This is a genomic window from Variovorax sp. V35, assembly GCF_041154465.1.
Classification (GTDB): Bacteria; Pseudomonadota; Gammaproteobacteria; order Burkholderiales; family Burkholderiaceae_C; genus Variovorax; species Variovorax boronicumulans.
In genome coordinates, this window is record NZ_AP028666.1 from 5,126,251 (window position 1) to 5,141,212 (window position 14,962).

15 protein-coding genes are annotated in these 14,962 nt (G+C 70.4%); 8 read left to right on the top strand and 7 right to left on the bottom strand.

Annotated elements, in window-relative coordinates; translation table 11 throughout:
- Positions 1-23 precede the first annotated feature (23 nt).
- The gene (locus ACAM42_RS23505) at positions 24-686 is read right to left on the bottom strand and encodes an alpha/beta hydrolase (protein WP_369629587.1); all 663 of its coding nucleotides are present in this window, start codon (positions 684-686) and stop codon (positions 24-26) included.
- Between the two features lie 176 nt (positions 687-862).
- Here ACAM42_RS23505 and ACAM42_RS23510 point away from each other — a divergent pair, with 176 nt between their 5' ends.
- Together ACAM42_RS23510 and ACAM42_RS23515 are read left to right on the top strand one after the other, a co-directional pair.
- Positions 863-1,342, top strand: a complete 480-nt coding sequence (locus ACAM42_RS23510; protein WP_369629588.1) for a Fur family transcriptional regulator — start codon at positions 863-865, stop codon at positions 1,340-1,342.
- Between the two features lie 24 nt (positions 1,343-1,366).
- The gene (locus tag ACAM42_RS23515) at positions 1,367-2,020 is read left to right on the top strand and encodes an FMN-binding negative transcriptional regulator (RefSeq protein WP_139706538.1); all 654 of its coding nucleotides are present in this window, start codon (positions 1,367-1,369) and stop codon (positions 2,018-2,020) included.
- 13 nt (positions 2,021-2,033) lie between these two features.
- Here ACAM42_RS23515 and zigA read toward each other — a convergent pair whose 3' ends face one another.
- Positions 2,034-3,227, bottom strand: a complete 1,194-nt coding sequence (gene zigA, locus ACAM42_RS23520) for a zinc metallochaperone GTPase ZigA (RefSeq protein WP_369629589.1) — start codon at positions 3,225-3,227, stop codon at positions 2,034-2,036.
- A gap of 110 nt (positions 3,228-3,337) precedes the next feature.
- Here zigA and ACAM42_RS23525 point away from each other — a divergent pair, with 110 nt between their 5' ends.
- Both ACAM42_RS23525 and ACAM42_RS23530 read left to right on the top strand, forming a co-directional pair.
- Complete coding sequence (locus ACAM42_RS23525) at positions 3,338-3,754, top strand: hypothetical protein (protein ID WP_369629590.1); 417 nt, start codon at positions 3,338-3,340, stop codon at positions 3,752-3,754.
- 23 nt (positions 3,755-3,777) lie between these two features.
- Positions 3,778-4,356: a GNAT family N-acetyltransferase gene (locus ACAM42_RS23530; protein WP_369629591.1), complete on the top strand. Its 579-nt coding sequence runs from the start codon at positions 3,778-3,780 to the stop codon at positions 4,354-4,356.
- Positions 4,357-4,358: 2 nt separating this feature from the next.
- On the opposite strand, the gene ACAM42_RS23535 is transcribed toward ACAM42_RS23530, so the two are convergent.
- The gene (locus ACAM42_RS23535; RefSeq protein WP_369629592.1) at positions 4,359-5,270 is read right to left on the bottom strand and encodes an SDR family oxidoreductase; all 912 of its coding nucleotides are present in this window, start codon (positions 5,268-5,270) and stop codon (positions 4,359-4,361) included.
- 64 nt (positions 5,271-5,334) lie between these two features.
- Complete coding sequence (locus tag ACAM42_RS23540; RefSeq protein ID WP_369629593.1) at positions 5,335-6,207, bottom strand: helix-turn-helix domain-containing protein; 873 nt, start codon at positions 6,205-6,207, stop codon at positions 5,335-5,337.
- A gap of 92 nt (positions 6,208-6,299) precedes the next feature.
- Here ACAM42_RS23540 and ACAM42_RS23545 point away from each other — a divergent pair, with 92 nt between their 5' ends.
- Positions 6,300-6,959 (top strand): glutathione S-transferase, encoded by a 660-nt coding sequence (locus tag ACAM42_RS23545; protein WP_369629594.1) that lies wholly within the window; start codon positions 6,300-6,302, stop codon positions 6,957-6,959.
- On the opposite strand, the gene ACAM42_RS23550 is transcribed toward ACAM42_RS23545, so the two are convergent.
- Together ACAM42_RS23550 and ACAM42_RS23555 are read right to left on the bottom strand one after the other, a co-directional pair.
- Positions 6,960-9,356, bottom strand: a complete 2,397-nt coding sequence (locus tag ACAM42_RS23550) for a PepSY domain-containing protein (RefSeq protein ID WP_369629595.1) — start codon at positions 9,354-9,356, stop codon at positions 6,960-6,962.
- Between the two features lie 55 nt (positions 9,357-9,411).
- On the bottom strand, positions 9,412-11,532 hold the full coding sequence (locus ACAM42_RS23555; RefSeq protein WP_369629596.1) for a TonB-dependent siderophore receptor: 2,121 nt from the start codon (positions 11,530-11,532) through the stop codon (positions 9,412-9,414).
- A 222-nt stretch (positions 11,533-11,754) separates the two neighbouring features.
- On the opposite strand from ACAM42_RS23555, the gene ACAM42_RS23560 reads away from it, so the two are divergent.
- Together ACAM42_RS23560 and ACAM42_RS23565 are read left to right on the top strand one after the other, a co-directional pair.
- Entirely contained in the window at positions 11,755-12,072 is a 318-nt protein-coding gene (locus ACAM42_RS23560) for a hypothetical protein (protein ID WP_070062553.1), read from the top strand.
- A 139-nt stretch (positions 12,073-12,211) separates the two neighbouring features.
- On the top strand, positions 12,212-12,577 hold the full coding sequence (locus tag ACAM42_RS23565) for a hypothetical protein (RefSeq protein ID WP_157755147.1): 366 nt from the start codon (positions 12,212-12,214) through the stop codon (positions 12,575-12,577).
- A gap of 15 nt (positions 12,578-12,592) precedes the next feature.
- Here ACAM42_RS23565 and ACAM42_RS23570 read toward each other — a convergent pair whose 3' ends face one another.
- Positions 12,593-13,495 carry a LysR family transcriptional regulator gene (locus ACAM42_RS23570; protein WP_369629597.1) on the bottom strand — a complete coding sequence of 301 codons (903 nt, stop codon included), beginning with the start codon at positions 13,493-13,495 and terminating at the stop codon, positions 12,593-12,595.
- Positions 13,496-13,623: 128 nt separating this feature from the next.
- Here ACAM42_RS23570 and ACAM42_RS23575 point away from each other — a divergent pair, with 128 nt between their 5' ends.
- On the top strand, positions 13,624-14,955 hold the full coding sequence (locus ACAM42_RS23575; protein WP_369629598.1) for an MFS transporter: 1,332 nt from the start codon (positions 13,624-13,626) through the stop codon (positions 14,953-14,955).
- Positions 14,956-14,962: the final 7 nt, after the last annotated feature.

Here is a 14,962-nt window from a genome sequence, read left to right on the forward strand (position 1 = left end):
GCGCGGCCCGGCGTGGCGGGCCTTCAGCCGAACACGCGCAGCAGGAAGTGGTTGAGGTCGGCGATCTCTTCCATGCAGACCGAGTGCGCCATCTGGTATTCGTGCCATTCGACGGGGTGGCCCAGCGCCACCAGCGCGTCGCGCGACTGTTCGGCGCGCGCCAGCGGCACCACCGGGTCCTGCCGGCCGTGCGCGAGGAACACGGGCGTGTCGTGGTTGGCGCCGTGGCGCTCGGCCGCCGTGGTCGCGGCGATCGGCAGGTAGCCCGAAAGGCCGACGATGCCGGCCAGCCGCTCGCCGTGGCGCAGCCCCGTCATCAGCGCCATCGCGCAGCCTTGCGAGAAGCCGGCCACCACGATGCGATGGGCGGGGATGCCGCGTGCCTTTTCGTTGGCGATGAGGGCCTCGATGCTCGCCTGCGAGCGGCGCAGGCCGGCCTCGTCCTCGCGCGCCACCAGGTCGGCCACCGCGATGTCGTACCAGGCGGGCATCTCGTAGCCGCCGTTGATGGTCACGGGAATGACGGGCGCGTTGGGGAACACGAAGCGCACCGGGCCCACGGCCGACAGGTCGAGCTCGCCGGCGATCGGCACGAAGTCGTTGCCGTCGGCACCCAGGCCGTGCATCAGGACCACCGAGGCGGTGGGGTTCGGGGCGGTTTCGATTTCGATGGGGGGACGGGACATGGTCAACGAAGGTATTCAGGAATGCGAATGCCCGGACCTTAGCGCATTCGGGCGACCCGGGCCGCGGCGAAACGGCCGGTTGGCTGACTTGCACCTCGCAACATCCGGGCCCTCGGGCCGCCCTGGCGCCCCTGACGGCACAAGGGAGCGCCGGATGCAACACAATGGCGTTTCGCATGAAGACCACCCCGAACCCGTCCCCGAAGACCTCGTCGCCCGGCCCCGCCTTCGACAGCGAGGCGCTGCTGCGCGGCAGCGGGCTGCGCGTGACGCGCGCCGCCCAGACCGTGCTCGAGCTGCTCGAACACGGCTCGCAGCCGCTGACCCACGAGGAAGTGGCCGCCGCCTACACCGCCGCCACGGGCGAGCCGCCCGACCGCGTCACGCTCTACCGCGTGCTCGACCGGCTGGTCGAGGCCGGCCTGTGCGACCGCCGCGTGGGCGCCGACCGGGTCAACCGCTTCGCGCGGCACGTCGACACCGCCTCGGGCAACACCTTCGAATGCGACCAGTGCCACAAGGTGCTGGCCCTGCCCTCCGACCCCGAACTGCCCAAGGTGATGGGCCGGCTCGGCAGGGCACTGCGCAAGCAGGGCATCGACACGCGGCACACGGCGCTCACGCTGCACGGCATGTGCGGCGACTGTGCCCGATAGGTCGCCGAGCCGACCAGGCCGCGCGTGTACGTCTCCCGGCACCACCGCCAGCCCGACCTCGGCGCGAGCCACGCGCTGATCGACGCGCATCCGCTGGGCGCCTGGGTCGTTCAGGGCGCCGACGGGCTGGTCGCCAACCACCTGCCCTTTCTGCTCGACCGCTCGCGCGGCCCGTTCGGCACGCTGCTCGGCCACGTGTCGCGTGCCAATCCCGTGTGGCGCCAGCTCGATGCCCCGGCCCCGTCGGTCGTGATGTTCCAGGGGCCGCAGGCCTACATCACGCCCGGCTGGTACCCCGGCAAGGCCGAGCACGGCCAGGTGGTGCCGACCTGGAACTACGCCGTCGCCCATGCGCACGGCATCGCGCGCGCCATCGACGACGAAGCCTGGCTGCTCGACCTGCTCGCGCGGCTGACCGCGGCGAACGAGGCCGGCCAGCCCGTGCCCTGGCAGACCACGGACGCGCCCGAGACCTTCATCCGCAAGCTGGCGCGCGCCGTGGTGGGCATCGAGATCCCCATCGACCGCCTCGAAGGCAAGCTCAAGGCCAGCCAGGACGAAGCCCTGCAGGACCGTCAAGGCACGGTGCAGGGCCTGGCCGCCGTCGGCAGCGAGAACGCGTCGGCCATGGCGCGGCTGGTGCAGCAGGCGATGCAGCCCGGCAGCGCCGGCGACTGAACCGCCCGCGCGCTCACACGTTCCACGACGGAAACGGATCGGGCAGGTTCTGCCACCACGAGGGGCCGAAGCGCATCTCGTTGGGCGTGAGCAGGCAGGCATCGAGCCGTGCGCGCAGCGCGGCTTCGTCCATGCCGATGCCGATCAGCACCAGCTCCTGGCGCGCGTCGCCGGTGGCGTCGTCCCAGTTCTTGCGGATGAGTTCGAGCCCGTCGGGGTCGGTCGGCCAGTGCTCGCGCGGCACGGCCGCCCACCACAGGCCCGCCACGCCGTAGCGGCAGGCACCACCGGCCTGCGACCATGCACCCGCGCGGGTCGGCCGGCTCGCGAGCCAGAAGAAGCCCTTGGAGCGCACCACGCCCTCCCACTCGCTCTGCACCAGGTCCCAGAAGCGCTGCGGATGGAACGGCAGGCGCGAGCGGTAGACGAAGCTGCGGATGCCGTAGGCCTCGCTCTCGGGCACATGCTCGCCGCGCAGCTCGGCCAGCCAGCCCGGCGCCTGCTCGGCCTGCTCGAAATCGAACAGGCCCGTGTCGAGCACGCGGTCGAGCGCGACGCGGCCAAACTCCGATTCCTCGATGCGCGCACGCGGGTTGAGGCTGCGCAGGATCGCCATCAACCGCTCGCGCTCCTGCGCCGTCACGAGGTCGGTCTTGTTGACCACGAGCACGTCGCAGAACTCGATCTGCTCGATCAGCAGGTCGACCACCGTGCGCGTGTCTTCGTCGCCGAGCGACTGGCCGCGCTGGCCCAGGCTGTCGGCCGAGCCGTAGTCGCGCAGGAAGTTGAAGGCATCGACCACCGTGACCATGGTGTCCAGCCGCGCCACGTCGGCCAGGCTCTGGCCGTCCTCGCCCGCGAAGGTGAAGGTCTCGGCCACGGGCAGCGGCTCGGAGATGCCGGTCGACTCGATCACGAGCTGGTCGAAGCGCCCTTCCTTGGCGAGCCGCTTCACCTCGATCAGCAGGTCTTCGCGCAGCGTGCAGCAGATGCAGCCGTTGCTCATCTCGACCAGCTTCTCGTCGGTGCGCGACAACGCAGCACCGCCCTCGCGCACCAGCGCCGCGTCGATGTTGACCTCGCTCATGTCATTGACGATCACCGCCACGCGGCGGCCCTCGCGGTTGTGCAGGATGTGGTTGAGCAGCGTGGTCTTGCCGGCGCCCAGGAAGCCGGACAGCACGGTGACGGGAAGGCGATCGGCCATGAGGGCAGGCTCCATAGTTGCAACAGAATTGCATTATATGGATTAACGCAACTCAGTTGCATTTCATTCGAACGTGATCGACGGACGCGCGCTCGCCTACCATCCGGCACATGACCGATTTCTCTGCCTTCGTCGCCCCGCCGCCCTCCGACGCGCCGCACGCGGCCGTCGTCGCCGCCGCGTCGGCCTGCCTCGACCGTTTCACGGCCGCGTTCAACGCCTCGGACACGCGCGGCATGGACGCCGAGCTGCACTTTCCGCACACGATGCTTTCGGGCGCGCAGCGGCTCGACTGGCCCGCGCCCGGCCAGCACCCGGCCGATTTCTTCGACACGCTCAAGGCCAGCGGCTGGGCCTCCACACAGTACGAGAAAAAGGAACCTGTGCTCGTGAGCCACGACAAGGTGCACTTCGTCGTGCACTACACGCGGCGTGATGCGGCCGGCGCGGTGCTCAGCACGCACGCCAACCTCTGGATCGTCGTGCAGGCCGAGGGGCGCTGGGGCATCGCCCTGCGCTCGTACTGATCAAAAAACAAGGACCGTTTCCCATGTCCCTTTCCGCACTGCAACTCGTCTGGCCGTCGCCCGAACATTTGCCCGGCTACATCGCGGCCCTGGAGCGCGGCTGGTCGCCCAACAACCTGCGGGCCGAAGCCGGCCGCGAAGAGCTGGCGCTGATCCGCACCGACCCCGACGGCTTTCTCGCCGGCCTGGTCGACCGCGAGGCCAAGGGCCCGCCCATCGCGCTGCCCACCGGTGGCACCGTGCCGCGGCTGCCAGGCTACCGGCGCTGGCTGTGGGACGGCGAGTTCTGCGGCAGTATCCAGCTGCGCTGGCAACCGGGCACCAACGCCCTGCCTTCGTACTGCCTGGGCCACATCGGCTACGGCGTGGTGCCGTGGAAAAGCGGCCGGGGCTATGCCACCGCCGCGCTGCGCGCGCTGCTGCCCGATGCGCGCGGCATCGGCCTGGACCACGTCGAGATCACGACCAGCCCCGACAACCTCGCCTCGCAGCGCGTGATCCGCGCCAACGGCGGCGTGCTGGTCGAGGAGTTCATCACCGAGCCCGGGCTCGGGGGCGCGCCCGAGCTGCGCTTTCGCATCGACGTGCGCGAACTCGGCTGACGCTACATCTCGAACGCTTCGACCTGCCGCCCGTCGATGTCCGTGAAGCCGTAGGCACGCGCGAGGTCGGCCACGCGCAGCACCTGGCCGGTCTTGTCGAGCACCTGCGCATCGCCCGCCAGCGCGGCCACGGCGCGGCCCAGGTAGCGCGGCGATTCGGTGCGCGCCAGCGCGGGGCGCTCCTGCCAGTGCGCCTCGTCGGTCTTGTGGCCCGCGAGCACGAACTCGGTGCGCATCCAGCCCGGCGACACCGCCACCGAGGCCACGCCGTGCGGCTGCAGTTCCTGCGCGATGCCGAAGGCCAGCCGCGTCATCGAGGCCTTGGCGAGGTCGTAGAACAGGTTGCCGCGCAGGTAGTGGCCACGGTCCCAGAAAGTGGTGGTGACGATCAGGCCCTGCTTGCGGCGCACCATTCCCGGCGCGGCGCAGCGACTGGCCACGAGGTGGTTGCGCACGCCGCGGTCGAACATCGAGTCCCAGTTGGCGAGCGGGTGCTCCCAGAACGGCGCCTCGAAGATGCCCGTGAAGCTTTCGTGGCCGCCCCAGGCGTTGTTCACGAGCAGGTCGAGCCGGCCCTGCTCGCGCTCGACGCGCGCGAACAGCGCCGCCACGTCGTCTTCCTTCGTGTGGTCGCAGGCCACGGCAATGCCGTGCCCGCCGAATTGCGTGACCTCGTCGGCGGTGTCGTCGATGGTGCCGGGCAAGGCGGCCAGTTCGGACAGGGCGAGCAGCTGCCCATAGCTGTCGGCCGGCCGCGCGCGGGTGCTGCGCCCGGTCACGTACACGGTGGCGCCGGCCGCGCCCAGTTCCTGCGCGATGCCGCGGCCCGCGCCGCGGCTGGCGCCGGTCACCACGGCCACGCGGCCCGCCAGCGGACGGTGCGCGGCGTCAGGGGTGGAGGGGGCTGCTGTCATGTGTCGTTGCTCCTTCGTTCGGTGAGGGTCCTTGGGCAGGACAAGCGGCCACGATAGGCCGGCCTCAGCGCGCCGTCTTGGAAGAAACCGAAACCCGGCGCCCGAGGAACTCGGTGGGCGTCACGCCGCACAGGGCGCGAAACTCGTTGACGAGGTGCGACTGGTCGTAGAACCCGTGGTCCAGCGCCATGTCGGCCCAGGCCGGCGCGCTGTGCAGGCGCAATGCGCGCAGGCAGGCATGCAGCCGCGCGAGCCGACCCCAGGCGCGCGGCGACAGCCCGACGTGCGCATGAAAGAGCTGCTGCAGCCGGCGCTCGCCCACGCCGACCGCCTGCGCCACCTCGCGCAATGCCTGGCGCCCGTCGGCAGCGGCGATGAGCCGCGCGGCGTGCATGGCGGCGGCCGGTGGCGTGCCGTCCCCGGCTTTCTGCAGGCGCTTCATCAGGGCCTGCTGCAGCAGTTGCGCGCGTGCGACATCGCCGTGCGCTTCGGCCATGCGTGCGAGCAGCGTCGTGCCTTCGCCGCCCCAGAGTTCGTCGAGGTGCACCGCGCGGCCTGCGATCTCGCCGGCTGGCACGCCGAGCAACGCCGCCGCCGCTCCGGGGCGCAGCGCCACCGACAAGCCCTCCACCGTGTCGCGCATCCGCACCACGGCGGGTGCGGCGAAAGCGCCGATGGCTTCGACCGCCTGTCCCGGCGCGTCATCGGCCGAGGGCGCATCGCCGAAGTTGAAGACCAGCCGGATCGCGCCGTCGGGCAGCACGCGCTCGCGCACCTCGTGGCCGGGCGCGAAGGTCTCGCGGTACATCAGCAGGTGCGAGACATGCGACCGCAGGGCCGGTGCGATCGGCAGCACCTGCAGCGTGCCGTCGGGCACGCCAGACTCCGGCCCGTGCAGCGGGTCGTCGTGGAGCCGGAGGAAAAGACGTTCGCCCATGGCGGTCGATTGTGAGGAAAAACCCGCCGCCGCGCGACCCGGCAGATACGGGCCGACAATCGGCCGGCTCCGCTTGTTCACCTGTCGTTCGCATGCCCGATTTCGCCCTCCCCGTGCTCTATTCGTTCCGCCGCTGTCCGTATGCGATGCGGGCCCGGCTCGCGCTGGTGGCGAGCGGGCAGCACTGCGAGTTGCGCGAGATCGAGCTGAAGCGAAAGCCCGCCGAGATGCTCTCGGCCTCGCCCAAGGGCACGGTGCCCGTGCTGGTGCTCGACGGCGGCGCGGCTGTGCTGGAACAAAGCCTGGACGTGATGCTGTGGGCGCTGCGCCGCCACGACCCGCTGCGCTGGCTGGCGCCGGAGCGCGGCACGCTCGACGACCTGCTCGCACTGATCGCCGCCTGCGACAACGGCTTCAAGCCGCTGCTCGACCGCTACAAGTACCCGGCGCGTTACCCCGCGTCGGAAGACTCGGCGCGCGACGAGGGCGCGCGCTTCCTGCAAGGGCTCGAAGACCGGCTCGCGATGTCGGCGCAACTGGCCGGTGCCCACGCCACGCTGGCCGATGCGGCGCTCATGCCCTTCGTGCGCCAGTTCGCGATGGTCGATGCGGCGTGGTTCGACACGCAGCCCTGGCCGCGCCTGCAGGCCTGGCTCGCGGGCTGGACCGCATCGGACATGTTCGCGCGCATCATGACCAAGTACGCGCCGTGGCAGGCGGGCGAACCGGGCGTGAGCTTTCCGCCCGCCTGATCAGTAGACGTCGCGGCGGTAACGGCCTTCGGCGATGAGCGCGTCCATGCCGCTCTCGCCCAGCACCTCGGTGAGCGCCGCATCCACGCCCGGCGCCATGCCTTCGAGGCTGCCGCACACGAAGACGATCGCGCCCTCTTCGTCCACCCACTGCTTCAGCGCCTCGCCAGCCTCGCGCAGGCGGTCCTGCACATACACGCGCTGCGCCTGGTCGCGCGAGTAGACGAAGTCCGCACGCGCGACCAGACCACCGGCCTGCCATGCCGCGACCTCGTCCGCGCCGAAGCCGTCGTGCGTCGCCTGCCGCTCGCCGAACACCAGCCAGTTGCGGCCGTGCCCGCGGCGTGCACGCTCGCGCAGCAGTGCGCGCAGGCCCGCAAAGCCCGAGCCGTTGCCGATGAAGATGCAGGGCCGCGCGTCGTCGGGCAGCGCGAAGCCGGGGTTGGCGACGAGGCGCAGCGCGAGTTCCGTGCCCATCGGCGCGCCGACCGTGAGCCACCCCGAGGCCACGCCCAGGCCGTTGTCGTGCCGTGCCTGGCGCACCAGCAGCTGGATGGCGCCGTCGGACGGAATCGACGCGACCGAATAGCTGCGCGGCGCGGGCGCCGGGGCGCCGTCGTCGTGCATCTGGCGCGGCACGATCTCGACCAGTGCGCCGGGCACCCAGTCCATCGCGCCACTGCCATCGACGCGCCGCAGCTCGATTTCGAACAGCGGATCGCCCTGGCTGCCCGCATTGAGCAGCCGCCGGCCGTCGAGCCGCCAGGCTTCCAAAGCCGGCGCGGTCGACACGGGCCACGCGGCATCGCGCACCCCGAAGGTCTCGCTCAACGCGTCGTGCCAACGCGCGAGCGCTGCCGGGTCTTCGCCGTCCACCTCGATCATGGGGAACAGCGGCTGCGCACCCTGGTTGTGCAGGTCGTGGTCGAGCTTGCGGCCGAAGCCGCAGAAGGTCGCGTAGTGACGGTCGCCCAGCGCGAGCAGGCCGTAGCGCAGATGGCGCAAGCCCGGGCCGCTCTGCCGCGCGAACGCACGGGCGAAGGCACGCGCGCTGTCGGGCGGCTCACCCTCGCCGAAGCTGCTGGCCACCCACAGCACCTGGCGGAAATGCAGCAGCGCATCGGCACTCAGCGCGGACACAGGCCGCACCACCGCCGCGACGCCGGCGGCCTGCAACGCGCCGGCCGTCTGCAGCGCGAGGCGCTCGGCATGGCCGGTCTGGCTCGCGAAGGCGACCAGCACCTGGCCCGCATCGCCCGCCGTGGCGGGCACGGCGGCCGCATCGAGCCGCGCGCGCTCGGCGCGCACGGCCTTCGCGGTGCGGCGGCGGCCGAGGTACATCATCCAGCCGCTGATCGCGAACAGCGCCAGCCCCAGGCTCGTGAGCATCATCACGATGCGCCCCGGCAGGCCCCAGTAGGTGCCCATGTGCAGCGGGTAGATGCTGTTCACGAAGCGGCCCAGGGGCGGCTTGTCGGCATAGCGTTCGTGGCGCAGCGTCTCGCCGGTCGCGGCCTGCAGGTACAGGCGGTTGCGCGCGCGCTCGTGCTCGGCATGCATGCGCAGGTAGACGGCCTCCACCTGTGTGCCGTTGCGCGCGGGCAGCCGCAGCGTCACCTGGGTCCAGTCGCCGCCCGTGGTGTCGACGAAGGCCTGCCAGACGCGCGCCAGGTCGAGCGTCACCGGGGCATCGGCCGGCGCGCGTTCGGCGCGCACCACGCGGCCCTCGCCGACCGCGCCGTCGACCGCCTTGCGCAAGCCGTCGAAGGCCCAGTACATGCCGGTGGTGGTCGACACCACGTAGGCCAGCAGCGCGACGGTGCCGACCACCGCATGCAGGTTCCACAGGAAGGCACGGCCGCGCAGCGCGAAGTCGATGCGCAGCCACTGGCGCCACGCGAAGGGCCGGCGTGGCCAGCGCAGGTACAGGCCCGACAGCGCCAGCAGCAGCAACAGGCCGGCCAGCGAGCCGGTGATGGGCTTGCCGTCGTCGCGCGGCAGCAGCAGCCAGCGGTGCAGCTCCTCGACGAACTCGAAGAAGTGCTCGCCCACCGGATCGGGCAGCAGCGCGCCGGTGGCGGGATCGGCGAAGCGCGTCTCGCCGCGCCGCTCGCCCGGCGGCGGCGCGAACCCGATGCGCGCGGCGCGCCCGGGCTCGGTCGACACGGCGACGGTCGCGATGCGCCGCCCGGGCATCTCGGCCTGCACGCGCGCAACGAGCGCAGGCGGTGCCAGTGCGGGCGCGGCCGAGGCCGCCGGGATCGGGTTCAGCAGGTCGGTGATCTCGGCGCGGAACGACAGCATCGCCCCGCTCAGGCCGATGACGACCAGCACGCTGCCCGCCGTGATGCCGATGAACCAATGGATCTGGAACCAGACGCGTCGCAGCAAAGCCATGAAAAACAGAAGAAAACGAGAAACAGGAAGCCCCGCCAAGGCGGGGCGCGCGGGTTCAAAGATCGATCTTGACCAGGGCCTTGATCGTACGCGGCGTGCCGACCGCCAGCCGCGTGCCGGCCGCCGACCAGTAGCGCTTGTCGCCCACGTTGTCGACGTTCAGCTGGAAGGTCGTGCGCTTGCCCATGAGCTGCGCCACGTAGCGCGCGCCGAGACCGAAGACCGTCGCACCGCCGATGAAGCCCTGGTTCAGGTCGTCGACAGGACGGCGCCCCGTGAAGTACGCCCCACCGTTGACCGACAGCCCCGGCACCGCCGCGATGTCGTACGAGAGGAAGGCGCTCGCCGTGGTGCGCGACGTGTTCTCGGGCCGCTTGCCGTCGTACTGCGCGTTGATGCGGCGGAACTCGGCATCGAGCCACTGGCCCGAGAGCTGCCACACCAGCGCGGGCGTGAGCCGCCCCTGCGCCGACACCTCGAGGCCGCGGTAGCGCTGGCGCCCGCTGGCCACGAAGGTGTTGGCGCTGTCGGTGTAGGCGCCGGGCCGCTCGATGTCGAACAGCGCACCCGACAGCAGCGTGCCGCTGCCGGTCAGCCAGCGCAGGCCGATTTCCTTCTGCCGGCTCAGGCCGGGCGGCATGCGCGTGTTCTGGTTGGCGGTGCCGGCGGGCGCCACCTCGCCCTCTTCCACGCCCTGCGAGTACGACACGTAGGCCATGAGGTCGGGCGTGAACTTGTAGCTCAGCGCCGCCAGCGGCGTGGTCTTGCGCACGCTGTAGTCCAGGGCCGGCAGCGTGGCGCTCGCGCCTTGCCAGCTCTGGTAGCGCGTGTGGCGCAGGCCGGCCACCAGCTGCCACTGCGGCGAGAAGGTGATGCGGTCGAGCGCGTACAGGCCGAGCTCCTCGCTGTCCTGCGCGCCCGAGGTGGGCCGCGACGGCATCGCGCTCAGCGCCAGCGCGCCGATGGGCACCGGGTTGTAGAGGTTCTGCAGCGTGGTCGCACCGCCGTAGTTGCGCTGGAACACGGGCGCCTGCGTCTTGTCGCTGCGCGCCGCGCCGAGCGTCAGCTCATGCTGCAGCGCGCCGGTGGCGAAGGCGCCGAACAGCTCGGCACGCAGCAGGTCGGAACGCTGCTCGAGGTGCTGCACGTTGCCCGTGAGACGGCCCAGGCCGGTGCGCACGTTGTAGGTGCCGAACTGCGCCAGGCGCCGGTCGCGCTCGGCCTCGGAATGGCCGGCTTCCACGCTGAGCGCCCAGTTGTCGCTCAAGGCGTAGTCGGCGCGCAGTTGCGTGTTGGTGACCTCGGCTTCGAACACGGCCCAGGGCGGCGCGATCAGCTTGTGCGGATCGGGCAGCGCCGGCAGCGCGATGACGCCGTTCACGGCCGCGAGCCGTGCGATGCCGGCCTGCTCGGTGATGCGCTTGCGGTAGTGCTCGATGTCGGCCTTCAGCGTGAGCCGCCGGTTCACGCGCCAGTCGAGCGCGGCCGAGACGAAGCTGCGCTTGCCGTCCACGCCGTCGATCGTCGAGCCCAGTGAGCCGCCAGCCGCGTTCAGGCGCAGCCCGAACTGGTCGTTCTCGCCGAACTGGCGGCCGATGTCGACCTGGCCCTGCAGCCCGCCCTGGTTGTCGACGCTCATCCCGAGCGTGGTCACGGGCGTGCGCCCCGCGCGCTTGGTGACGAAGTTGATCACCCCCGCCGGCGTGGTGAAGCCGTAGTACAGCGCCGACGCGCCCTTGAGCACCTCGACGCGCTCCTTGTTCTCCATCGGAATTTCCGACACGTTGGGGATCGCGAGCGCGCCGTTGAGGCGGTAGTTGGTGCGGTTCTCCACGGCGATGCCGCGGATGACGAGCTGGTCGAAGGTGTCGCCGCCGTTCTGCTGGCGCGTCACGCCGGCCGTGTTGCGCAGCACGTCGTACACGCCCGCCGCGCCCTGCAGCTCGATCACCTCGCGCGTCACGGTGTTGACCGTGGCCGGCACGTCCATCACGGACGCGCCCCGGAACGTGCCCGCCTCGACCGTCTCGGCCAGGAAGCCGTTGGCGCGCGAGGCCTCGACGTTGACGGTGCTCAACTCGCTTGCCCGCGATTCGGGGGCAGCGGACGCAGGCACGGATTGCGCCTGCGCTGCCTGTACGGCGGCGAGCGCGAGGCCCACACAAACTCTCTTCATTCAGATCCCTTGGATGTTCTTCTGGCGGCGCGCCTCCCGGCGGCCTGGTGACGCTTCCGGCGTGCGGAAGCGGGAGGGATTATGGATGAGAGGAGTTCTCATTTAACAACAGTTGCCGGACCCTGCCGATAGGATCGGACGCCAGAGCGTTCCATGTCGAAACGCCATCAAGGAGGAATTCATGACTGCCAGTGAAACATCGACCAGACGGGAGGCCCTGCGATGAAGACGGCCGGACGCCTGGCGCTCGGCGTGCTCGCCTGGGTCACCGTGGTCCCGCTGCTGGGACTTCTGTGCATGTGGCTGGGCCCGTCGGTCCTTGACTCGCCCGAAGCCTCGCGCGTCACCATGTATGCAGTCCAGGCCATCAACCTCGGCGCGGCCGCGCTGCTCTACTGGTATGCCGTGCCGAGCGTGCCGCACTGGGGCCGACGCGTGGCCTACTTCGTCGCCTTCGTGGTGCTGATGGTGGTCGCCAGCGCCCTCGTGGCCTTCGGCGTCAAACTGCTTTTCGTGGCGCTGGTGTTGTTCTGGCGTTGAGCTGGGGCCAGGGAAGCTTGGCCCGGCGGCTTGACGGGAATGAGCGGAAGCCTCATTTGAGAACAGTGTTTTGGCGCTCGCGCCCCTAGCATCGCCTCCAGAGCGTTCCATTTCGAAACGCCAATCAGGGAGGAAATTCATGACTGCCAACGAGCATTCGGCGCCGAAATCAATGCTGTACGAAGGCCACCCAATGAAAACGGCGGGCCGCCTCGCACTTGGCGTGCTCGCTTGGGCGGCCTCGATCCCGCTGACGGGATTCCTCGGTATCTGGCTGTACCAGTCGGTCCTTTTTCCTCCCGAGATCGCGATCTTCTTCGTCCGTCTATTCGCGGGAGTGCTGATCCTCGCGGCCGCGCTGATCTATTGGCGTTGCGTACCGAGCGCGCCGGATTGGGGGCGACGCATGATCTACCTCGTCGGCTTCGCGCTGCTACTGACAGGCGTCGGCTACCTGGCCGCCTACGCCGGCATCGCTCTCGTGGTGCTGCTGCTCTGGAGTTGAGCCGCCCCGCCTCCGCTACACCTTCATCGCCGCCGCCGACGCCCGCTGGATGCACTCGATGAAGTGCTGCGCCGCCGGCGTCGACGGTTGCCCGCGCCGGCGCACCACGCACACGTTCAGCACCGGCAGCGTCTCGCACACATCGACGCGCCGGATGCCGTGGCGCTTGAAGCTCAGCCCGGCCAGCGGCTCGACGAAGAGGCCGATCAGGTCCATGTGGCCCACCAGCGCGAGCGCCACGGTGACCGAGTGGCCCTGCAGCACGCGCGTGGGCGGCGACAGCCCGAGCGGGGTGAACAGCGGCGCCACGGCGTTGGTTCCGCCGTGGTCGTCGCCCGGCAGGACCCATTCGGCGGCATAAAGGTCGTTCAGCGAGCGCGCGTTGCGCAGCGGATGGCGCTCGCGCAGGCCGACGACCAGCTGCACCGGGAACAGCTCCAGCGCCTCGAACTGCGGATCGAGCGTGCCGGGCACGATGTGCGCCACCGCGAAGTCGAGATACCCGTCGCGCAGCCGCGCGAGCATCCACGGCAGCACGGCCTCGCTGAACTGCACGTCGACCGCCGGCAGGCGGGTGTGGAAGTCCTTGAAGGCGGCGGGCAGCACGGTGAGCGCGAACGAGGCGCTCACGGCCAGCGAGACGGAGCCGGTGGCGCCGTCGCGGATCTGCGCAATTTCGTCGCGGGCGCGTTCCATGTCGGCCAGCAGCAGCCGCGCGCGCGGCGCGAAGGCCAGGCCGAACTGCGTGAGCCGCACGCCTTTCACGCTGCGCTCCACCAGCGGCGCGCCGACCTCGCGCTCCAGCTCGCGCACGATCTTGGTCACGGCCGGCTGCGAAATGCCGAGCACGCGCGCGGCGGCGCGGATGCTGAGCTGCTCGACCACGGCCACGAAGGCATGCAACTGATTGGGTTTCATCTTTGGATTGACAACCAAAAGTTATCGTTGACGCCCAATTATTGTCTTTTCATGACAGCGGCGAGTCTCTAGCATCCGCCGCGGTTCGGGCCCACGCGGCCTGCGCCCCCGATACACACAGGAGACACATGAACACCCCCGCTTCCCAGCCCTCGCCCACATCGCCCTCGTCGCCGGCCCGCCGGCGCCAGACCATCGTGGCCACCACCATCGGCAACGGCCTGGAATTCTTCGACTTCACCGTCTACGGCTTTCTCGCGCTGGTGATCGGCAAGCTGTTCTTCCCCACCTTCAGTTCCTACGGCCAGCTGCTGCTGACGGTGGCGAGCTTCGGCGTCGGCTTCATCATGCGACCGCTGGGCGGCATCGTGATCGGCGCGTACGCCGACCGCGCAGGCCGCAAGAAGGCCATGACGCTCACGATCTTCCTGATGGCGCTGGGCTGCGCGCTGATCGCCTTCACGCCGACCTACGCGAGTATCGGCGTCGCGGCGCCGATCGTGATCGTGCTGGCGCGCCTGATCCAGGGCTTCTCGGCCGGCGGCGAGGTGGGCGCATCCACCACGCTGCTGGTGGAGCACGCCACGCCGGCCAACCGCGGCTACATGGCGAGCTGGCAGTTCGCGAGCCAGGGCCTGGGCGTGCTGATGGGTGCCGTGGTGGTCGGCGTGCTGACCATCTCGCTGTCCGCCGAAGCCATGCAGAGCTGGGGCTGGCGCGTGCCCTTCGTGCTCGGCATGCTGATCGCGCCGGTGGGCATGTACATCCGCCGCCACCTGGAGGAGTCGCTGCACATCGCGCCCGAAGACGCGAAGGCGCCGCGCGAGAGCAGCCTGAAGATCGTCTGCACGCAGCACGGCAGGACGGTGCTGGCCGCCATCCTCGCGCTGGTGGGCGGCACCACGGCGGCCTACGTGGTCACCTTCTACATGCCGACGTACGCGGTGCGCGAGCTGGGCCTCACGCCCTCGGTGGCGCTGTTCGGCGCGGCGCTCACGGGCCTGCTGTCGTTCGCGCTCGCGCCCTTCGTGGGCAAGTGGTCGGACATCGTGGGCCGCAAGACGCTCATCCTGTGGAGCCGCATCGTGATGGCGGTCCTGATCTACCCGGGCTTCCTGTGGCTCAACGCCTCGCCCACGCCTGGGGTGCTGTTCACCGTGCTCGGCGTGCTGAGCATCGGCCTGGTGGTGCAGACGGTGCCGGGCATCACGATGCTGCCGGAGATGTTTCCCAAGCGCGTGCGCGCCAGCGGCATGTCGCTGGTCTATAGCGTCGGCGTGGCGCTCTTCGGCGGCTTCGCGCCTTTCGTCAGCACCTGGCTGGTCAACGCCACCGGCAGCAAGCTGGCGCCGGCCTGGTACCTGGTGGGGATGACGCTGGTGTCGCTGCTGGGCCTGCTCTGGCTGCGCGACCACACGGGCCGCGACATCAATGCCGCCAACGCCCACGCGCCGGCCTGATACCGTC

What these genes read in the sequence shown, in the direction of transcription:
- ACAM42_RS23510 (WP_369629588.1), top strand. Translation starts at nt 863, where the DNA reads ATGAAGACCACCCCGAACCCGTCCCCGAAGACCTCGTCGCCCGGCCCC.
- ACAM42_RS23555 (WP_369629596.1), bottom strand. Translation starts at nt 11,532, where the DNA reads ATGAAGAGAGTTTGTGTGGGCCTCGCGCTCGCCGCCGTACAGGCAGCG.
- ACAM42_RS23540 (WP_369629593.1), bottom strand. Translation starts at nt 6,207, where the DNA reads ATGGGCGAACGTCTTTTCCTCCGGCTCCACGACGACCCGCTGCACGGG.
- zigA (WP_369629589.1), bottom strand. Translation starts at nt 3,227, where the DNA reads ATGGCCGATCGCCTTCCCGTCACCGTGCTGTCCGGCTTCCTGGGCGCC.
- ACAM42_RS23545 (WP_369629594.1), top strand. Translation starts at nt 6,300, where the DNA reads ATGCCCGATTTCGCCCTCCCCGTGCTCTATTCGTTCCGCCGCTGTCCG.
- ACAM42_RS23565 (WP_157755147.1), top strand. Translation starts at nt 12,212, where the DNA reads ATGACTGCCAACGAGCATTCGGCGCCGAAATCAATGCTGTACGAAGGC.
- ACAM42_RS23535 (WP_369629592.1), bottom strand. Translation starts at nt 5,270, where the DNA reads ATGACAGCAGCCCCCTCCACCCCTGACGCCGCGCACCGTCCGCTGGCG.
- ACAM42_RS23575 (WP_369629598.1), top strand. Translation starts at nt 13,624, where the DNA reads ATGAACACCCCCGCTTCCCAGCCCTCGCCCACATCGCCCTCGTCGCCG.
- ACAM42_RS23530 (WP_369629591.1), top strand. Translation starts at nt 3,778, where the DNA reads ATGTCCCTTTCCGCACTGCAACTCGTCTGGCCGTCGCCCGAACATTTG.
- ACAM42_RS23550 (WP_369629595.1), bottom strand. Translation starts at nt 9,356, where the DNA reads ATGGCTTTGCTGCGACGCGTCTGGTTCCAGATCCATTGGTTCATCGGC.
- ACAM42_RS23505 (WP_369629587.1), bottom strand. Translation starts at nt 686, where the DNA reads ATGTCCCGTCCCCCCATCGAAATCGAAACCGCCCCGAACCCCACCGCC.
- ACAM42_RS23570 (WP_369629597.1), bottom strand. Translation starts at nt 13,495, where the DNA reads ATGAAACCCAATCAGTTGCATGCCTTCGTGGCCGTGGTCGAGCAGCTC.
- ACAM42_RS23525 (WP_369629590.1), top strand. Translation starts at nt 3,338, where the DNA reads ATGACCGATTTCTCTGCCTTCGTCGCCCCGCCGCCCTCCGACGCGCCG.
- ACAM42_RS23560 (WP_070062553.1), top strand. Translation starts at nt 11,755, where the DNA reads ATGAAGACGGCCGGACGCCTGGCGCTCGGCGTGCTCGCCTGGGTCACC.